This window comes from Labrys sedimenti (assembly GCF_034424805.1).
GTDB lineage: Bacteria > Pseudomonadota > Alphaproteobacteria > Rhizobiales > Labraceae > Labrys > Labrys sedimenti.
The window spans coordinates 75,900-93,615 of the sequence record NZ_JAXOUF010000006.1; the positions used below are offsets into that span (position 1 = coordinate 75,900).

General features: G+C 61.1%; 17 protein-coding genes. 3 read left to right on the forward strand and 14 right to left on the reverse strand.

Annotated features, from left to right (window positions below; translation table 11 throughout):
- Positions 1-78 precede the first annotated feature (78 nt).
- The 3 genes from U1R88_RS19070 to U1R88_RS19080 form a co-directional block, all read right to left on the reverse strand.
- Complete coding sequence (locus tag U1R88_RS19070; protein WP_322432674.1) at positions 79-1,677, reverse strand: peptide ABC transporter substrate-binding protein; 1,599 nt, start codon at positions 1,675-1,677, stop codon at positions 79-81.
- Between the two features lie 142 nt (positions 1,678-1,819).
- Positions 1,820-2,692 (reverse strand): DMT family transporter, encoded by an 873-nt coding sequence (locus U1R88_RS19075; RefSeq protein ID WP_322432675.1) that lies wholly within the window; start codon positions 2,690-2,692, stop codon positions 1,820-1,822.
- An 8-nt stretch (positions 2,693-2,700) separates the two neighbouring features.
- On the reverse strand, positions 2,701-3,609 hold the full coding sequence (locus tag U1R88_RS19080; RefSeq protein WP_322432676.1) for an SDR family oxidoreductase: 909 nt from the start codon (positions 3,607-3,609) through the stop codon (positions 2,701-2,703).
- 88 nt (positions 3,610-3,697) lie between these two features.
- Here U1R88_RS19080 and U1R88_RS19085 point away from each other — a divergent pair, with 88 nt between their 5' ends.
- On the forward strand, positions 3,698-4,273 hold the full coding sequence (locus tag U1R88_RS19085; protein ID WP_322432677.1) for a TetR/AcrR family transcriptional regulator: 576 nt from the start codon (positions 3,698-3,700) through the stop codon (positions 4,271-4,273).
- Positions 4,274-4,308: 35 nt separating this feature from the next.
- On the opposite strand, the gene U1R88_RS19090 is transcribed toward U1R88_RS19085, so the two are convergent.
- The 3 genes from U1R88_RS19090 to U1R88_RS19100 form a co-directional block, all read right to left on the reverse strand.
- Positions 4,309-4,644, reverse strand: coding sequence for an ArsR/SmtB family transcription factor (locus U1R88_RS19090; protein ID WP_322432869.1), 336 nt, complete (start codon positions 4,642-4,644; stop codon positions 4,309-4,311).
- A gap of 788 nt (positions 4,645-5,432) precedes the next feature.
- On the reverse strand, positions 5,433-6,632 hold the full coding sequence (locus tag U1R88_RS19095; protein WP_322432678.1) for a multidrug effflux MFS transporter: 1,200 nt from the start codon (positions 6,630-6,632) through the stop codon (positions 5,433-5,435).
- Between the two features lie 646 nt (positions 6,633-7,278).
- Entirely contained in the window at positions 7,279-8,424 is a 1,146-nt protein-coding gene (locus U1R88_RS19100; RefSeq protein WP_068291499.1) for a DegT/DnrJ/EryC1/StrS family aminotransferase, read from the reverse strand.
- A 163-nt stretch (positions 8,425-8,587) separates the two neighbouring features.
- Between U1R88_RS19100 and U1R88_RS19105 the strand changes: the two genes are divergently transcribed.
- The gene (locus U1R88_RS19105; RefSeq protein ID WP_322432679.1) at positions 8,588-9,460 is read left to right on the forward strand and encodes a glycosyltransferase family 2 protein; all 873 of its coding nucleotides are present in this window, start codon (positions 8,588-8,590) and stop codon (positions 9,458-9,460) included.
- A 27-nt stretch (positions 9,461-9,487) separates the two neighbouring features.
- Here the strand turns inward: U1R88_RS19105 and U1R88_RS19110 are convergent, their stop codons facing one another.
- The 8 genes from U1R88_RS19110 to U1R88_RS19145 all read right to left on the reverse strand — a co-directional run bounded on the left by U1R88_RS19110 (position 9,488) and on the right by U1R88_RS19145 (position 15,996).
- A complete protein-coding gene (locus U1R88_RS19110; protein ID WP_322432870.1) occupies positions 9,488-9,979 on the reverse strand; it encodes a GNAT family N-acetyltransferase in 492 nt (163 codons plus the stop codon).
- 69 nt (positions 9,980-10,048) lie between these two features.
- Complete coding sequence (locus tag U1R88_RS19115; RefSeq protein WP_322432680.1) at positions 10,049-10,768, reverse strand: WbqC family protein; 720 nt, start codon at positions 10,766-10,768, stop codon at positions 10,049-10,051.
- A gap of 146 nt (positions 10,769-10,914) precedes the next feature.
- Positions 10,915-11,604 (reverse strand): CatB-related O-acetyltransferase, encoded by a 690-nt coding sequence (locus U1R88_RS19120; RefSeq protein ID WP_322432682.1) that lies wholly within the window; start codon positions 11,602-11,604, stop codon positions 10,915-10,917.
- Between the two features lie 194 nt (positions 11,605-11,798).
- Positions 11,799-12,629 (reverse strand): transporter substrate-binding domain-containing protein, encoded by an 831-nt coding sequence (locus tag U1R88_RS19125; RefSeq protein WP_068291507.1) that lies wholly within the window; start codon positions 12,627-12,629, stop codon positions 11,799-11,801.
- Between the two features lie 25 nt (positions 12,630-12,654).
- On the reverse strand, positions 12,655-13,305 hold the full coding sequence (locus tag U1R88_RS19130) for an amino acid ABC transporter permease (protein WP_068291509.1): 651 nt from the start codon (positions 13,303-13,305) through the stop codon (positions 12,655-12,657).
- 9 nt (positions 13,306-13,314) lie between these two features.
- The gene (locus tag U1R88_RS19135; RefSeq protein WP_068291510.1) at positions 13,315-13,986 is read right to left on the reverse strand and encodes an amino acid ABC transporter permease; all 672 of its coding nucleotides are present in this window, start codon (positions 13,984-13,986) and stop codon (positions 13,315-13,317) included.
- A 195-nt stretch (positions 13,987-14,181) separates the two neighbouring features.
- Complete coding sequence (locus tag U1R88_RS19140; RefSeq protein ID WP_322432683.1) at positions 14,182-14,820, reverse strand: hypothetical protein; 639 nt, start codon at positions 14,818-14,820, stop codon at positions 14,182-14,184.
- 99 nt (positions 14,821-14,919) lie between these two features.
- A complete protein-coding gene (locus tag U1R88_RS19145; RefSeq protein WP_322432684.1) occupies positions 14,920-15,996 on the reverse strand; it encodes a substrate-binding domain-containing protein in 1,077 nt (358 codons plus the stop codon).
- 240 nt (positions 15,997-16,236) lie between these two features.
- Between U1R88_RS19145 and U1R88_RS19150 the strand changes: the two genes are divergently transcribed.
- Positions 16,237-17,691, forward strand: a complete 1,455-nt coding sequence (locus tag U1R88_RS19150; RefSeq protein ID WP_322432685.1) for an aldehyde dehydrogenase family protein — start codon at positions 16,237-16,239, stop codon at positions 17,689-17,691.
- Positions 17,692-17,716 lie beyond the last annotated feature (25 nt).

Here is a 17,716-nt window from a genome sequence, read left to right on the forward strand (position 1 = left end):
GCCCTTTCCTCATCGGGGAGAGGGCACGACCGGCGTCGCTTTCGAGCGAGCGAAGAAGCTACGCCTTCGGCGACTTCGTCACTCTTCCTTGCTGAGGAACCGCGTCAGATGCTCGTTGGCGGCGTTGTCCTGCCACCCCTTCACCTTGTTCGAGACCAGCCAGAGGTCGGCATTGGAGAGCAGAGGCGCGACCGGCTGGTCGCGCGCCAGCAGGGCCTCGGCATCCTCCAGGATCTTCAAACGCTTGGCCGGATCGGTTTCGGTATAGGATTTGGCGACCAGCGCGTCATAGTCCGGACTGGCGAAATGGGAATAGTTGAACGCCTTGTTCGCCGTCGTCGGTAGCGCAAGGAAGTTTTCCGCGTCGGCATAGTCGGCCACCCAGGCTGCGCGCGCCACCTCGAAGGTCCCGCCATCGCGCAGGAAGGCGTAGTGGGACTTGCTGTCCGAATTGAGCAGGGAGACCTCGACGCCGAGCGCCTTCCACATGTCGGCCACGGCGGTAGCGATCCGGCGATTGTTGTCGTTGGTGCCGAAACGGATGGTAAGTTTCAGCGGCTTGCCGCCCTCGCCGAAGCCGGCCTGCTTGAGCAGGTCCTTGGCGGCGTCCTCGCGATCGAGCTGAGGCTTGTCGGCGAAGTCCGGCTTGGCGGGGGTATAGCCCGGCAGGCCGGCGGGGACGAAGCTGTAGCTGCCGACGCGCGTGCCAGAGAAGATTTTCTCGGCCAGGAAGTCGCGATCGACCGCCATCGACAGGGCACGTCGAACCCTGGCATCGTCAAAGGGCGGGGTGCGGGTGTCGAAGGCATAGTATTCATTGGTCAGGTTGGGCGAGACATGAACCTGATCGCCCACCTTCTCCTTGAGAAGTTTCAGCTGATCGGCCGCGAACTCGAAGGTCATGTCGAGCTCGCCCGCAAGAAAGCGCCGCTGGGCGGCGGCCTGGTCATCGATCGGATAGGAGATCACCTTGTCGATGCGGACATTGGCGGCATCCCAGTAATGCGGGTTCTTCACCAGGGTGACGTGATCATTGGCGAGGTTCTCGGTCAGGACATAGGCGCCGTTGGAGATCAGATTGCCCGGCTTGGCAAAATCCGCCTTGAGCTTCTCGACCGAGGCCTGATGCACCGGCAGGGCGGCCTGATTGGCGAGGAGCTGCAGGAGATAAGGCGTCGGCCGTTCCAGCGTGATCTCCAGTGTCCTGTCATCGAGGGGCTTGACGCCCAGCGTGTCGACGCCGGCCTTGCCGCTGTTCACGGCTTCGGCGTTCTTGATCGGATAGAACAGATTGGCGAAGCTGGCGGCTTCCTTGGGATCCTCGAGACGTCGGAAGCTGAAGACGAAGTCAGCGGCCGTGACCGGATCGCCGTTCGACCATTTGGCATTGGGACGAAGCTTGAAGGTGTAGACGAGACCATCGGGGGAGATCGTCCAGCTCTCGGCTGTCCCCGCCGTGATCTTGCCCGCGGCGTCGAAAACGGTGAGCCCCTCGAACAGGTCCTTGAGGATGAATTGCTCGGCGATGATCGAGCTATGGGTCGGATCGAGGGTCTGGGCCTCGGCGCCATTGCCTTTGTGCAACACGACCTCGGCAAGGGCGGGGCGGGCAGCACCCCCCAGGAGGCCGGCAGTGAGGGGAAGGACGAGGGCGAATAGTCTCAATGCGGGCTTCATGCGGACTTCCCCTTATGGGTGTCCCGGCCGGTGCCGAGATTCGTGATGGGCCAAGTAAACTGGCTGGTCCTGCTCGCGGCAACCCTGGATATTTGCTGGGGAAACGTCCTGTCGTCGGCGACAGTTATTGTCTCGCCGGGTCTCAGACGGCGGTCCGACGCAATAACAAGATGAGTCCGGCCGCGATGATGAACGCAGCACCGAGCAGCGTCACGCCATCCGGTACATCGCCGAAGGCGAAATAACCGACGATGGCGGCACCGACGAGTTCTGCATAGACGAGGGGCGCCAGGGTCGAGGCATCGGCGAGCCGGAAGGCGATGATGGAGAGCAGGTGGCAGACCGCCGAGATCAGCCCGAGACCGGCGAAGAGCAGCAGGTGATCGCTGGCAGGAGTGGTCCAGGAAAGCACGGCCTGCGGCGTGAGGAGCGCCGCACCGATGAGGCACTGGAAAGCCAGCGTCTTGACGGGATCGCTCTGCTGCGCCGCCCGCCTTGTGGCGATCAGGTAGAAGGCAAAGCAGATGCCCGAAGCCAGAGCCAGAAGAATGCCGGGTTCGACAGCGCCGCCGGGCTGGAGAATGATGATCGAGCCGACAAAGCCCGAGGCAAGGCTGAGCCCCTTCACGAGCGTCATGCGTTCCTTGAGCACGACGACCGAAAGGGCAACCGCCAGGATGGGGCCGACGAAATAGGCGCAGAGCGCCGTCGCCAGCGGGATGCGGGCGATGGCGAGGAAATACAGAGTCATCGCGGCGACCAGGAAGACGGTGCGTGCGGCATGGGAGGCGAGATGCTCCGACGGGAACATCTTCCTGCCATGAAGGCAGGCCGAGAGAGGCAGGACCGCCAGGCCGGCGACCGCGTAGCGCGCCCAGCCGATGAAGAAGGGCGAATAGTCCGCGCTCAGATATTTGGCGATGCCATCGACGGTCGGCACGCTCACCATCGCGATGATCATGGCCAGGATGCCGCGGGCGGATCCTGTGGTTTCGGCAGAGGCAAGTATGGCCATGAAGGAACCTATCGATAACCGGTCGCGCCGGCCGGCTTTCCGGCTTCTTCAACCTCCGGAATGTAGCGCCAAGCGTCGGGCTGGGAGCCGTCAAGATCGGTGAAACCATAGATTCGCGCCAGCTGTCCGCTCGAAAGAGATTGACCGTTCCAGCGGTTCTTTTCGACATCGGCGGCGAGGGCGGCTACGGCACGCCCGACGAAACGCGGCGTTTCCGAAATGACGAAATGCGGCACCGCCGCCGTGGCATCCCGCCAGTTCTCTTCTGCCACGCCGAAAGCTTCCAGCATCATTTCCGAGCGCAGCCAGCCCGGGGTGAGCGCCACCGAGGTGGCGCCGTGCTTGGCAAGGTCCTTGGCATGGGCCCAGGCAAGACGGATCACGGCCGACTTGACCAGGTCGTAGAAGGGCGAGAGGCGGTAGTGGCCGGCATTGTAGTCGGCCGTTCCGTCCGTCATCTCCACGAGAAGACCGCCGGGGTGCTCGATCAGCAGGGGCAGGGCGTGATGCGCGGTGATCAGATGGGTGTCGATGCCCAGGCGCAGCAGGCGCAATCCCTTGTCCAGATCGTGTTCCCAGACGGCCTTGTTCCACTCGAACAATTTCTCGCCGCCCCAGATGTCGTTGACGAGGATATCGAGGCGGCCCTGTTCAGCTCGGATCCGGTTCACCAAGTCCTGCACCTCGCCGGGCATGAGATGGTCGACGCGGATGGCAATGCCCTTGCCACCGGCGGCATCGACCAATTCAGCCGTTTCCTCGATGGTTTCCGGTCGGTCATACTCCGAGCGTCGTCCGCGCGTGCTGCGGCCGGTGACGTAGACGGTCGCGCCCGCGGCTCCCAGTTCGATGGCAATGCCCCGGCCGGCGCCACGCGTGCCGCCGGCAACAAGGGCAACCTTTCCCTTGAGCATCATCACAGCTCCCATTGTCGATTGCAGCGCGCCTTTTCCATGGGCGGGAATTAATATATAAATGATTGTTCGGTTATAATTGGATGTCAAGATGCCCCGCCCGAAGACGTTGCCCGACCAGACCGTGCTGGAGGCTGCCCTGCAGCTTCTGCACAACAAGGGGCCTGAGGCTCTGACATTTGCGGCATTGGCGCAGGCTTGCGGCCTGGCGGCTGCAACCTTGGTGCAGCGCTTCGGCAGCAAGGCGCAGCTCAAGCAGGCAGCCTTGCTCCATGCCTGGGATCGCCTGGACGAAAAAACGTCACAGCTGGCGGCGGATATTTCGCGCACGCCCGAGGGCGCCGTCGACCTGCTGGTGGCTCTTTCCGGCGACTATGGCGCCATCGAATCCTATGCCGAAGGATTGCTGATCCTGAGGGAGGATCTGCGCGATCCCCTATTGCGTGCACGCGGCGCATGCTGGCGGGATGTCCTCGTCGACGTGCTCGACACCTGTCTGGCGAAGCAGGGGGGCAGGCGCCACGGGCTTGGCCAATTGATGGCTTCGCAATGGCAGGGCTCGCTCGCTTGGTGGGGGTTCGACCCCAATTGTCCAGTTGCGGACCATGTCGGGCGCGAACTCAGGCAATTCGTGGCAGCCGTCATGCCGGAAAGGGCAGGCACCTGAATGATGCCCGCCCCGATCGCCCGCTTGGTGAGGGCTTATCGAGCTTCGACCGAGCGAAGCTGCGTCACCGGGCTGCGTTCGGGCAGCTTCACCGGCATCGGCGCATCGTCAATGGCATTGTCGTGCAGGGCCATGCGTTCGGCGACCCAGCTTTCGGCCAGGGCCAGGGCATGCGGCGTCATGCGATAGGTACGTACGCGGCCTGCCTTCTCGGAGACGACGATACCCCCGGCTTCGAGCACGCCGAGATGCTTGAGCACCGCGGGCATGCCCATCGAGAGGGGGAGTGCGAGTTCGCTGACAGAGGCTGGTCCGCGGGCAAGACGATCGATCATGGTGCGACGGCTGGTATCGGCGAGCGCATGGAACATTCTGTCGAGGGTGAGGGGATCGAGGCGAGCTTCCACGTCAGGCTACTTTCTTAGTCGGAGGAGGAAACCGGCCAGCAACGCGCCGGCCGGCGGGGCATCAAGCCAGGAAGAACAATCTGGGAGCACCGGTCTGGCGGGTCCCGGGCCTGGAAAGGGGAGGTGTCGGCGCTGAATTTCGACGGAGGGCTCGGCTCGGCGAACGGCAAGGCTTCACAGTCCCAATCCGGCCCGCGATCTTGCCGGGAACTCAGCTGATACGATGAGGGAGAGAGCGCCATCGTCGGGCCTCAAAATGCCAATGAGCTTCCAAACTGTGCTGGGCCGCCAAAGGAGCCTATCGAATTGATATCGTTCGAAATTCCAAACTTATGTCTGTCTTGCCGATCACAAAAAGAAGCCCGCTGCGCGGGCTTGGGAGGGTATCGAGAGAACCGAGCGAAGGTGCGAACAGCACAGCATGGAGGGGATCTGTTTGGAGATCGCTGCGCCGTTCGCAAGATCAATCTAGACGGGCGGCGCAAGGAGCACACTCCGTCAAATATGACGTGTCGAATTTGACGGATTGGCTGGGAAAGCGCGAATGACGCGCAAGCCTCGCTGCGAACGAAAGCGAGATTCTTTTGCACAAAGATGCATAGATTGAAAATAGATCTAGCAGGTTTGGCCGCCGGCAGGAAGCTGATCCGCCTACCTCTTTAGTAGAGGGCAAGGCATTTGCCCTTGGAAAGGACAATGTAGGCGCCGATTCGGTCGGGATCGAAAACGGTGCGAGACCGCTGTGGCTGGACTCATTCCGCCGGTGTGGCGATCTCCTTTTCAGTCAAAGTGAGCTTGGCCAGAGTCAGCGCTCCGATGGCGCAGAGGGCGATGATCGTCACCATCGGCAGGGCCGTGCCATTGAAGAAGAGACTGGCGATAACGATCATGACGGCACCTGTCACCATCTGCAGCGTGCCGCCAAGAGCCGAGGCCATGCCTGCAATGGGGCCATGATGCTCCAGCGACAGGACCATGCTGGTCGGTATGACCAGGCCGAGGAAGGCAAAGGTGACGAAGAGCATTGCGATCAGCACTGGCAGGCTGTCGACACCGCTTGCAACCAGCGCGAAAAGGGCGATGGCCGAGACAGCGTAGGCGAAGACGGCGCCGAGGATCACCCGGCCCATGCCGAAGCGCTGGCCGAGATAGGCGCTGAACTGGGAGGCGCCGATGAAGCCGATGGCGTTCACGGAGAAGGCTAGGCTGTAGAGCATCGGGGTCAGGCCGAAATGATCGACATAGATGAAGGAGGAGCTGGCCAGGAAGGTGAAGAAGCTCGACATGCCCAGTGCACCGATGAAGGTCACTCCCAGGAAATGGCGGTCACGCAGCAGCAGCCCGTAATTGGTCAGGACTGTCGACAGGTCGCCGGCGATGCGCTCGGCAGGTGGCCGGGTCTCCGGCAGCACGAAAGCCGTCAGCAGCAGGCTCAGCACTGCCGCGATGGTGACGGCGACGAAGACGGCGCGCCAGCCGAAGGGAATAATGAGGGCACTGCCTGTGAGAGGGGCGAGAATGGGGGAGACGCTGAAGACCAGCATCACCAGGGACATCAATCGGGTCGCCTCGACGCCGGTATGCAGGTCGCGGATGATGGCGCGCGGGATCACCATCACCGACGCCGCTCCGATGCCCTGGACGAGGCGCAGGCCGATCAGCCAATCAATGGTTGGGGCCGACGCACAACCGATCGATGCCAATGTGAACACTGCCAGACCGAAATAGAGCGGCAATTTGCGGCCGACAATGTCAGAGACCGGCCCGTAGATGATCTGGGTCAAGCCAAACCCCAGGAAGAAGGCCATCAGGGTCATCTGGGCAGCGGCGGTGCTGGTCTGGAGATGCTCCGCCATCGAGGGGAGGGCGGGAATATACATATCGATGGCGAAGGGCCCGATGGCGGCGAGCAGGCCGAGCACCAGGGCGTTGCGAGCAAAGCTGTGCGGCATGGAAAATCCTGTGATGGCCGGCGACTTGGAGAGTCTTTCGGCGGCAGCCGATGCGGCGTGATCCTGGAGAATCGTTTCGTGGCACGCGGTTATCGCCGGCCGGCTCGTCAAGCGAGGGCAGGGAATGTGCACTCGATCAGCCTGCTTGCCAAGCATCCACTGGCCATACCGGGCTAGTTGGCCATCGATGAAAGGGGGCTGGTGTTTGGGTAAGGGAACCCCCTTACCTGAAAAGCCAGCAATGTCATCCGGCAACGAAAACGGGGGAAGAAGCAATGCTTCTTCCCCCGTTCACCGATTTCTCGAAACGCCAAGCTTTCGCAAGCGAAATCTGCACTTGGTTGTTATGTGAAGCAACGCTTGGCAGAAATAGCGCCCACAACCCCAATGGCGTCTTTGTTAACAAGGTAGAATGCTACAACCAATTTCAGGCCTGTCCAGTATGAAATTGAAGCAACCCGTCCGTTGCGGAACTTATATCGATTTACCTTTTCAGATGAGAAAAAGAACCGAATTGAGTAGTCCGCAACGGCTATACGTTGTTTGGCGTTTCGCCCTGGGGAAATGCGATTCAGGAGAGTGGCGGCAAGGAGACCTTGCCACATGAGCCGGCTGTCCCGACAGCACACCGTCGGTCTCCCGAGCATCAGCCCTTTTCCGCGAGAATCTCCCGCAACGCGCCCGCAACGATATCTGCCTTGTCTTCGGTCATATTGTAGCCGGACGGCAGATTGATGCCGTGCCTGGCGATCGCCTGTCCCTTGTCATGCGGCGTGACCAGACGCTTGGCTGCCGGACGATCGGCGAAGGCCTGCATGCTCGACAGCGGCGAAAAGAAGGGGCGCGTATCGATGTTGCGCCTGTCGAATTCGGCCATCAGGCTGAACTTGTCGAGGCCGAGGGCTGGATCGAGCACCACCGTCACCATCCAGAAGGAGTTCTCGCTTCCTTCCGGTTCGGCATTGAGGGTGATGCCGTTGAGCCCGCCGAGCCGTTGCCGGTACCAATCGAAAATGGCGCGCTTATGGGCGATCAGCGTGTCGATGCGTTCCATCTGTGCGACGCCGAGCGCTGCGGTCACGCCGTTCATGCGATATTTGAAGGCGATCTCCTGATTGATGAACCGGCGGTGATCGCCGGGCGCGCGGCCATGATCGCGCAGGCAGAGCACACGCTGGTGGAGATCGTCGTCATCGGTCACCAGCATGCCGCCTTCGCCGGTGGCGACAGTCTTCGAGCCGTGGAAACTGAAGGCTGCTGCCCGCCCGAAGCTACCCGCGCGACGGCCGCGATAGCGAGAGCCGAGGGCCTCGGCCGAATCTTCGATGAGATGGATGCCGTGCCTGTCGGCTATGTCCTGCAAGGCCTGCCAGTCGCACATCGAACCATAGAGATCCACGCCCAGGATCGCCTTGGTCTTGGGACCGATGGCGGCCTCTACGGCGCGCGGATCGATGCACCAGGTATCGGGCAGGATGTCGACGAGCACGGGTTCGGCACCGACATAGGTGACCGGCGCCACCGAGGCGATCCAGGTCACGTCGGGTACGATCACCTCGTCGCCCGGGCCGATGCCGAGTGCGGCCAGGATGAGATGCAGCGCCGCCGTCGCATGTGGCACGCTGACGGCATGCTTCACGCCGACATAATCGGCCATCATCCGCTCGAAGCGGGCATTATAGGCATAGTGATTGGCATACCACGCCGTGCGGGCAGCCTCCGCGGCGAGTTCGGCCTCTCTCTCGGTGATGGAGGGACCTGCGACGGGAATGCGTTCGGGGGCAATGATCACGGTGACTCGGCTCTACTTGATTGGCAGCCGATACATACCGCGCCCACCTACGCGGCGCCAGACCGATCAAAATGGCCGAGGCGGCGCGAGAATTGCTGGTTGCGGCTATTGCTGCAAAGGAATAGGACATGCTCCGGTTGATGGCCGATAGGAGCCCGTGAACATGTCAGGACCCTGCGTAACTATAGGGATTCCTATCTATAATGCAGAAGACATGATCGCGGAATGTCTGGAGTGTTTACTGAACCAGACATACAGAAATATTCATATCGTCATATCGGATAATGCTTCAACGGACGGCACTCAAGCCATCGTCGAGCGATATGCGGCAATCGATAATCGGATTACATATCTGCGGCGGCCCGAGAATGTCGGGCCTGTCAGGAATTTCCGTGGGCTGGTGGATGCGGCGCAGACACCGCTCTTCCTGTGGCGGGCGCATGACGACCTGTCCTCCGCCGACTATGTCGAGCGACTGGTCGCCGCTTTTGATCGAACGCCGAATGCCTTGCTGGCCGTTCCCACGGTGATGACGTATCGAAGTGACAGGCCCGTCACCATCGCGCGGCCCCGGGAACCGCGGGGGTCGCAATTGCGGCAGATCGCGGATCTTCTCTATAATTCTCCTGCAAGCTGGTTCTATGGCATGTGGCGAACCGATGCCTTGCGTGGAATATTGGATTACGTCAATCGGGCGTATCCGGACCCATGGGGATCCGATCATCTGGTGATGTATCCGGTTTTCATACGCAGGGCCGTTGCGATGGCACCGGAGGCTCAGTTTTCTCAGCGTATCGTCTGGAAAGAAGCCAATCGCTCGATGAGGATCGTGCCGGCCATGCATCTCATCCGGTTACGGCGAGCCTATTGGAAAGCCTGCCTCCACGATATCGATGAAGCCGGATTTAGCGGGATCGAGAAGCTTGCCCTGAAGGGAATTACTTTTTTCTATGTCGGTAAACGGGTTGCCCGCATTGGGAAGATCACCCGTGTCGCTTTCAGGCAGGTTTTGGCGTTGTTTAGGCGCAAAAAATGAAGTAAATATTGTTGTATATACTAAAATTTATACCTGCTTTTCCATCAATATAACGTCATAAATATCGTCTTTCGTACGAAAGTGGTTCAACATCGTCCCTACAATTCTAAAGTTCATGGACTTGTAGAGGGAGAGTGCAGCGAGATTGTCCGCTCTGACTTCCAGAAGTATTTTTTCTAGGTGATATTTTTCTTTCGCCGTCGTAATGAGATTCTCCATTGCAACGCGCCCCAGGCCCTGGCCTTGCGCGCCCGGTGCAATAACGATCCCGATAAAGCCATGTCGATTTCGACGGTGAATATTGGTGATCTGGGCAAAGCCGATTGCTTCACCTGTCATGCCGTCGGCAATGACCAGGAAACTGCCATGGGGGTCGGTTTTCCGGCGCTCCAGCCATTCGGCGACCGCGTCATCATCTGTTGATGTCACCACATTGAGGAGCAGGGCTTGCAGGGCAGAATCCCTCCGAAGCGAGGCGAGAAACTCGAAATCGCTATTTTCCGGAGATCTCAAGCTCACTCGCTTCAATATCGCATTCCTGTTTGCTTGATGGCTGCAGTCGATAGAGGAAGTCTGCCGGTTAACGCGTCATGGCGCCTGCTTTGCCAGAAATTCGCGCCAGTGAGTGGTTCGGGGCTTCAGATAGCGATGGGCATCGCGGCCGGCATGGCCGATCAGGTCGAGGACGGAGACATAGGGTGTAAAGGCACCGCCACCTTGCGGCCATGGCGTCAGGCTGTAGTCCATATACTCGATGCTCACGCCGCTCGCTTCGAACGCTTCATGGTCCATATATCGCGCGGCCCCATGTCCGGTGAGATATCTTGTTCCGCCGACGCTGAGGACGATGTCCAGTACCCGCTTCCATGAGGAACCGGCTATATTCAGCTTACTGCTGTGGGTTATTTTTCGCGATTTTCCAATCCCGAGATGGTCTGCAGATAGCTCGATGCCTTGAATTAGGGCTTCGCACAGTCTGTCTTGCTCATACGCCTTGTCGAGAATGTCCATCGCGTCCTTTGCATGGGAGGTGGCGGCGAGCGATTGCTTGAGGAGTAGTTGGTGTGTTGCTCGCCAATCGGCGGCCGTGGCTTCCAGATCCATGATGGGCTTGTAGGTGCCTCCGCCGGCAAGCGGAATGGTCATCCACTTGATCTGATCGCCGATCTTGACCTGCACACGGTTCGTAAAGCTTCCCTTCGAGAACTGAGCATCATCCAAATAAACGTAGACGTCCGCCAGGGCGAGTTGCTCGAAAAAGCCGGGCCAAGGGAACAGCATGGGCTGGGTGATTACAACAGTTGTCATGCTCGATTTCGGAGTTGTGAGCTACATGATCTATTTCGGTAAAACGTCAAAGTAACATCTTGATTATGTAATGACCTGACGGGTGACAAGGCAGATCGCTGATTCATCGGGCTGGCGTTTCCTTTTTCAACCGCCCAGCGACATACTCAAAGCTGCGCCACGAACGCGGCCGGATCCCGTAGCAGCGATGCCTTGGCCCTAATCGCCTCGTCCGGCCAGGTCCACCAGGCACTGGCCAGCAATTTTTCGACGGTGTCGTCATCGAAGCGATAGCGGATCAGCTTGGCTGGCACTCCGCCCATGATGGCGTAGGGCGGCACGTCCTTGGTGACGACCGCGCCACCGGCGATCACCGCACCATGCCCGATGGTGATGCCGGTCATCAGGGTCACCCCCATACCGATCCAGACATCGTGTCCGATCACGATCGGGTCGTTCTTGGGATAATGGCGGTCGATCGTTTCGTCGACGATGCCCCAGCCTTCGAGATAAATGGCGGGGCTGGTCGAGACGAGATCGAGAGGATGGTTGCCGCCTGAGACCTTGATCTCGGTGGCGATCGAGCAAAAAGCGCCGATCTCGCCAATCTTGGATTGCTTGGTGCAGAGCGGGCGATATCCGTAGCTGTACTTGCCGACGCGGATACCGAAACGCTGCTCGACCAGCGCCCGCATGAAATCGTCGCGCGGACCATAATGCGAGCGCGACCATTTGGAGACTTTGCGCAAGGCGAAGCGAGGCAGCCCGATTTGCAGCAAGTGCCGATGCAGGGCGGAACGAATGACGATGTCGTCAGGCGCATAGGTCAGGGTTGTCGCTTTGGAGGAGATTACCACGGCTGGCTTTCGTTTTTCGCTGTCTGCTCTCGGCCGGGGCAGGCCTCCTTATGCGACGATCGAGGAGGGATCGCCGAGACTTCCGTTGCCTATACCAACTCTACCCGTTTCCTCAACGGCTTCTTCAGGCCGTCTGCTGGACGATCTTGGCCTGAAAACCGCTAGATGCGGTCTTCGCCGGTGACGCAGCGTCATCAGAATTTCGGCATGGGCGGCAGGGGGGCCAGGGGAGAGCCGAACCATTTCTGGTTGATCTGGCTGAGTTGCCCGTCGGCGACGATCTCGCCGATAAAGCCGTTGCACCATTCCTGCAATGCGGTATCGGCTTTGCGGAAGGCCATGCCGTTGGCCTGTTCCTTCATCTTGAACTTGGCCTCGATGCCGAGGCTGGCATAGTCCTTGGTGAGCTGGGCGAGTACGGTGTTGGAGGCACCGATCGACTGCACCTGCCCCGAGATCAGGGCCTGGGTGGTGGTGGCGTCGTCGTCGAAGCGCATGATCTGGGTGCCCGATGGCGCGATCTGCGAGACGGTGATGTCCTGTGTCGAGGCACGCGCCACGCCCACGGTGACACCCACGAGATCTTCGGGCTTGGTCACCTTCAGGTCCTTAGGGCCCATGATATAGGTGGTCAACGTGCTGTAGGGATTGGAGAACAGCACCTGCTTCATGCGTTCGGGCGTGATGCCGAAAGTGGCGATGAGTAGGTCGACCTTGTTGGTGAGCAGATAGGGGATGCGGTTGGGGCCGGTCACCGGCACCAGTTCCAGCGAGACTCCGAGCTTCTTGGCCATCAGGGCGGCGACATCGGCATCATAGCCGGCCGGCTTCTGTTCGGTGTCGGTGCCGCCGAAGGGCGGGTAGTCGGTGAGGACACCGACGATCAGCTTGCCGCGCGCCTTGATTTCATCGGGCGTGGCGGCGGAGGCAGGCCCGGCCGCGAGAGGCAGGGCCAGGGCGGCCATGCCGGCGGCCAGATACAGGCCCAGCCGTCGGCGCGAAATCGGATATGTCGAAGCCATCATCGTTTCCTCTCCTTGATCGAAATTCTCAGCGTCTGGCGACGGTCAGCCGCCGCTCCATGGCGCGGCTCCAGAGCGACAGCGGCCAGCACACCAGGAAATAGGCGAGCGCGACCAGGCCGAAGATGGTGAAGGGCCTGAAGGCCGCATTGTTGATGATCTGGGCCGCGCGGGTGATCTCGACGAAGCCGATGATCGAGGCGAGCGAGGTGCCCTTGATGAGTTGCACCAGGAAACCGATGGTCGGCGGAATGGCGATACGCACCGCCTGGGGAATGACCACCTTGAACATGCGCGGTACGTAGGTGAGGGCGAGGGCGCGGGCCGCCTCGCTCTGGCCCGGTGGCACCACTTCGATGGCGCCGCGCCAGATCTCGCCGAGAAAGGCGCTGGCATTAAGGGAAAGGCCGATCGCCGCCGCCGTCCAGGGATTGACGTCGATGCCGAAGATGCCGGGTACGAAGAAGGCGAGGAAAAGCTGCATCAGCAGCGGTGTGCCCTGGAACAGCTTGATATAGCCCATCGCCAGCCAGCGCAGGGGGCGGATCTCGGACGTTCGCGCCAAGGCGACGACAAGGCCGCCAATGCCGCCGCCGATGAAGGCGGCCAGTGAAAGCAGCAGCGTCCAGCGCAAGGCCAGCAGGATGTAGAGGATGTCGGCTTCGCTCAATACACGCATACCGCCCCCCTATCGCCGGCTCGGCTGGCGCAGGAAGGCGCGCTCTATGCCTGCGAACAGGCACCAGAACACGATCGACAAGGCCAGATAGATCGCGGTCGCCACGAAATAGACCTCGAAGCTGCGGAAGGTGCGCGATTGGATGTCGCCGGCCGCTGCGGTCAGCTCGCTGGCGGCGATGGCCGAGCAGACGCTGGAATTGAGCATGAGCAGGATGAACTGGCTGGTCAGCGAGGGATAGATCGCCTGGATCGCCGGCTTGAGGATGACGAGACGAAAGATCTGCAGCGGCTTGAGGCCGAGCGACTTGCCGGCCTCGATCTGGCCTTTGGAGATGCTCTCGATACCGGCGCGGATGATCTCGATGCCATAGGCGCCGACATTGACCACCAGCGCCAGCAGCGCCGCGCTGTTCGAGGACAGGCGCAGGCCGAGCGAGGGCAGGCCGAAAAAGATCACGAAGACCTGGATGAGGAAGGGAGTGTTGCGGATCAGCTCGATATAGGCGTCGATGGCATAACGCAGCGGAGGGGGGCCGGAGGTCTTGGCGAGTGCCCCTATGACTGCCACCACCATGCCGATGGCCATGGCCAGCCCCGAGAGTATCAGCGTGTGCAGGGCGCCGGCCGCAAGCTCCGGCCAGTAGGCGAAGACATCAGCGAACTCGAACTCGTAACTCATGCCGTCCGCTCTTGCGGCAATCCGGCAGCGGCTCGGACGGAACAGCCCACGCAGCGTCTCCCCTTGACGTTCCCGTTAAGCGCCCGATCTTCGTGGGCCTCGATCGTGGGGGCAGCTTTGCATGGATGGCCGGCAGGGTGAAGCACCTGCCGGGCAGATATCCAAGGATAGTTGGGACAACCTGCAAAGGAGCGATCAGCGGGCCTTGCCGGGCAGGATCAGGCCAGGAGAAACGGCTCCAAGCACGACTGGCTTATCCTGGCCGCAACGGAAGGAGCGGGCATGTTCGTCGGCGATCCTGCGCGCGAGTGTATTTGCGTCGTCATTCGCGCGAGCATCGACATAGCCGACATGACAGGTGCCGTCCTTGCCGAGCCGGGTGACGACCAGCACGCGGCCTGAGGCAGGCGAGGGGCCCTTGGCATCGGCCTTGTGGTCCGCCTCCGTCATCACCTGCCATTGCAGGATGGTGGCGAAGGGCAGCCTCTCGCCGGCGGCAAGACGCCATTCGACCCTGCCGTGATCGGCACTGTTGAAGGCCGCGAAGGTTTCGTTGGCAGCCAGGTCGTTGGCGCCGGCCTCGCCGAAGCTGACGAACATGCGCTGGTCGCCGGCGGCAAACCGCATCGGCAGGCCACGATAGCCCGGGCAGCGCCAGCTGCCGTAATCCTCCTCGTCGCCTCCAGGCTGGTGAGGGCACTTGGCGGTGTCGAAGTTGGTATAGGCGCTGGTGAAAGGCTCTGCCGCCGACGCTCCGGAGGAGAGCAGCAGCACAACCGCCAGTGCCAGCAGGAAACTAGCAAAAATAGTCTCGGCGATGTCGTTGCGTGTCATGGCGCTCCCCTGTCTTTGCGGTTTCGCTGATGCCCTTTTAGGGGGATGGCGGCGAGGGGACTGTGCAGGATGACACGCAGGCATTCGCAAAAAAGGATGTTACTCCGATTTGCGGAACACCTCGCGAATGGTCTTGATCGCGCCGGCCTCCTTTACGCGATAGCCCGGCAATTGCGAGATGGCGGTGTGGAATTCCTGGCCGCGCATGACCGCCAGCACGCGCTGCATGGCCGGCTGGTCGAGGATCTGCTTGTGGCAGACGAAGACATAGTCTTCAGTGAGGAGGCGCACGAAATCGAGGCCGAATTGTCGGGCGGCCGCCTCGACCCCGAAGGCGACGTCGGCGAGACCGCTGGCGACATAGGCGGCGACGGCGGCGTGGGTGAATTCGGAATGCTCATAGCCGTTGATGCGGCTGCCATCGATGCCATGCTGGGCCAGAAGCTGTTCGAAGACGAGCCTCGTACCGGAGTCCGGATCCCGGTTGACGAAACGGATCGCGGGATCGAGCAGCCTTTCCAGCCCATCGATGCTGCGCGGATTGCCGCGCTGCACGATCAGGCCGACTTCGCGCGTGACGAAGGAGATCACGCGATGCAGGTTGGGGTTGAGCCAGCCCTTGCTGGCGGCGATGGCGCGCTTGCGCAATTCGCCCTGCGGCAGATGCATGCCGGCAAGGTCGCAGCCGTCATGGACCAGCGAAACCAGTGAGCTCTGGTTGCTGACATAACGAAAATCGATATCGATGTCCGGCTCGCGGCTGAGAAGCTTGCGCAGCTTGGGCACGGCGAAGCCGTGGCTGGCATGGATGCGCAGGACCAGGGGCCCGTGCGGCAGCATCTGGTTGATCTCGGTTTCCAGTTCCTGCGAGAGGTTCTGTAGCAGCGGTCCCAGCCTGGCTTCCAGCCTTTGTCCCGCCCAGACCAGTTTCTCCCCGAAGGGCGTGAGGCTGGTGCCGCTGCCCTGCCGGCGGACGACGATGGGCGTGCTGAAGAACTCGGACCATTTTTCGATCAGGTTCCAGGCGTGGCGATAGGAAACATTCGCCTTATCAGCGGCGGCGGTGATCTTTCCGGTGGCGCGGATCTCGGCGAGGAAATCCAGCATGACCTGGAGCGATTGCGCGTCTTCCTGCCGGTGAAAACGCCAAACGGGCTCGATCTCGATCCGGATCATGCCGCCTCTCCCGCTCCAAGCCTAGAGGCTCGGACCTCAATATATGAAATACAAAACATATTATATTGGCTGCAACATAGGATCATACGTTCATAACTCCGCTCTCTCTTATAAGCAAAAGATTTCATATTCCCATGATTTTATTGGATAACTAGCATGATTTCTGCCTTGCATCCGACGAGCTTCGTCGTCGGTCAAAGCATTAGATATGAACTGTAATACATATATGGGAGCTTTGACGTGCTGAAACGGGTATATGGCGACATTCATGACCTCCTGATCGATGGCCGGCGCATCGCCGCCGCTTCCGGACGCAGTTTCGAGACCTTGAATCCGGCAACCGGTGAGGTCGTTGCCCGGGTGGCGGAGGCGGATGCCGGCGATGTCGACGCCGCCGTGCGCTCGGCCCGTGCAGCCTTCGAAGGCAGCTGGTCGCGCATGAAGGCCAGCGAAAGAGGAGCCTTGCTGCTGAAGCTGGCTGATCTCATTCGCCGCGACGAAGACGAACTGGTGCGGCTCGAAAGTCTCGATTCCGGCAAGACGGTTTCTGCCATTCGCCGCCAGGATCTGCCCGCGGTCCTCGATACGCTCACCTATTATGCCGGCATGGCCGACAAGATTAACGGCCAGGTCATACCGGCCCGCACCGACGCCTTGACCTATACGGTGCGCGAGCCGCTGGGGGTGGTCGGCGCCATCATCCCCTGGAATTTCCCACTGATGATCGGCATGTGGAAGATCGCGCCGGCCCTGGCCTGTGGCTGCACCGTGGTGCTCAAGCCGGCCGAACTGACGCCTCTCACGGCCCTCAAGATCGGCGAGCTTGCGCTGGAGGCAGGTTTCCCCGCCGGTGTGCTCAATGTCGTGCCGGGTTTCGGCAAGATCGCCGGGCAAGCGCTGGTCGACCACATGGATATCGACAAGATCACCTTCACCGGCTCGCCCGTGGTCGGGCGCCAGATCCTGCAGGGCGCGATCGGCAATCTCAAGCGCGTGACGCTCGAACTGGGCGGAAAGTCGGCCAACATCGTCTTCCCGGACGCCGATCTCGATGCCGCGGCCAAGGCGGCCGGCGCTGGCATCTTCTTCAACACCGGGCAGGTCTGCTCGGCAGGCTCACGCATTCTCGTGCATGAGAGCGTCTATGACGAGATGGTCGAGCGGCTGGCGGCGCGCGCCCGCTCGATCCGTGTCGGCGATCCCTTGGAGGCTGCCACGAGCATGGGGCCGCTGGTCTCCGAGGTGCAGATGAAGCGGGTGTTGAACTATATCGACATCGGCCGCAAGGAAGGGGCTTCGGTCGTCGCAGGCGGCGCAAGGCATGGCAAGACCGGCTATTTCGTCGAGCCGACCGTGTTTGCCGGCGTCCGGCACGAGATGCGTATCTCCCAGGAGGAGATCTTCGGGCCCGTCGCGGCCGTCATTCCCTTCAAGGACGAGGAAGAAGCCATCCGCCTTGCCAATGGCACGGTCTACGGGCTGGCGGCGGGTGTGTGGACAGGGGATATCGGCCGCGCCCATCGCTTCACCCGCCGGCTGAAGGCGGGCACGGTCTGGGTCAACACCTATGGTCCCACCGATGTGCGCCTGCCCTGGGGCGGAGCCCGCGATTCAGGCTTCGGCCGCGAACATGGCGACGCTGCCATCGACAATTTCACCGAGCCCAAGGCCGTGTGGATCAACACCGGTGTCTGACCAGAACAGGACCCTAAGCAGACGA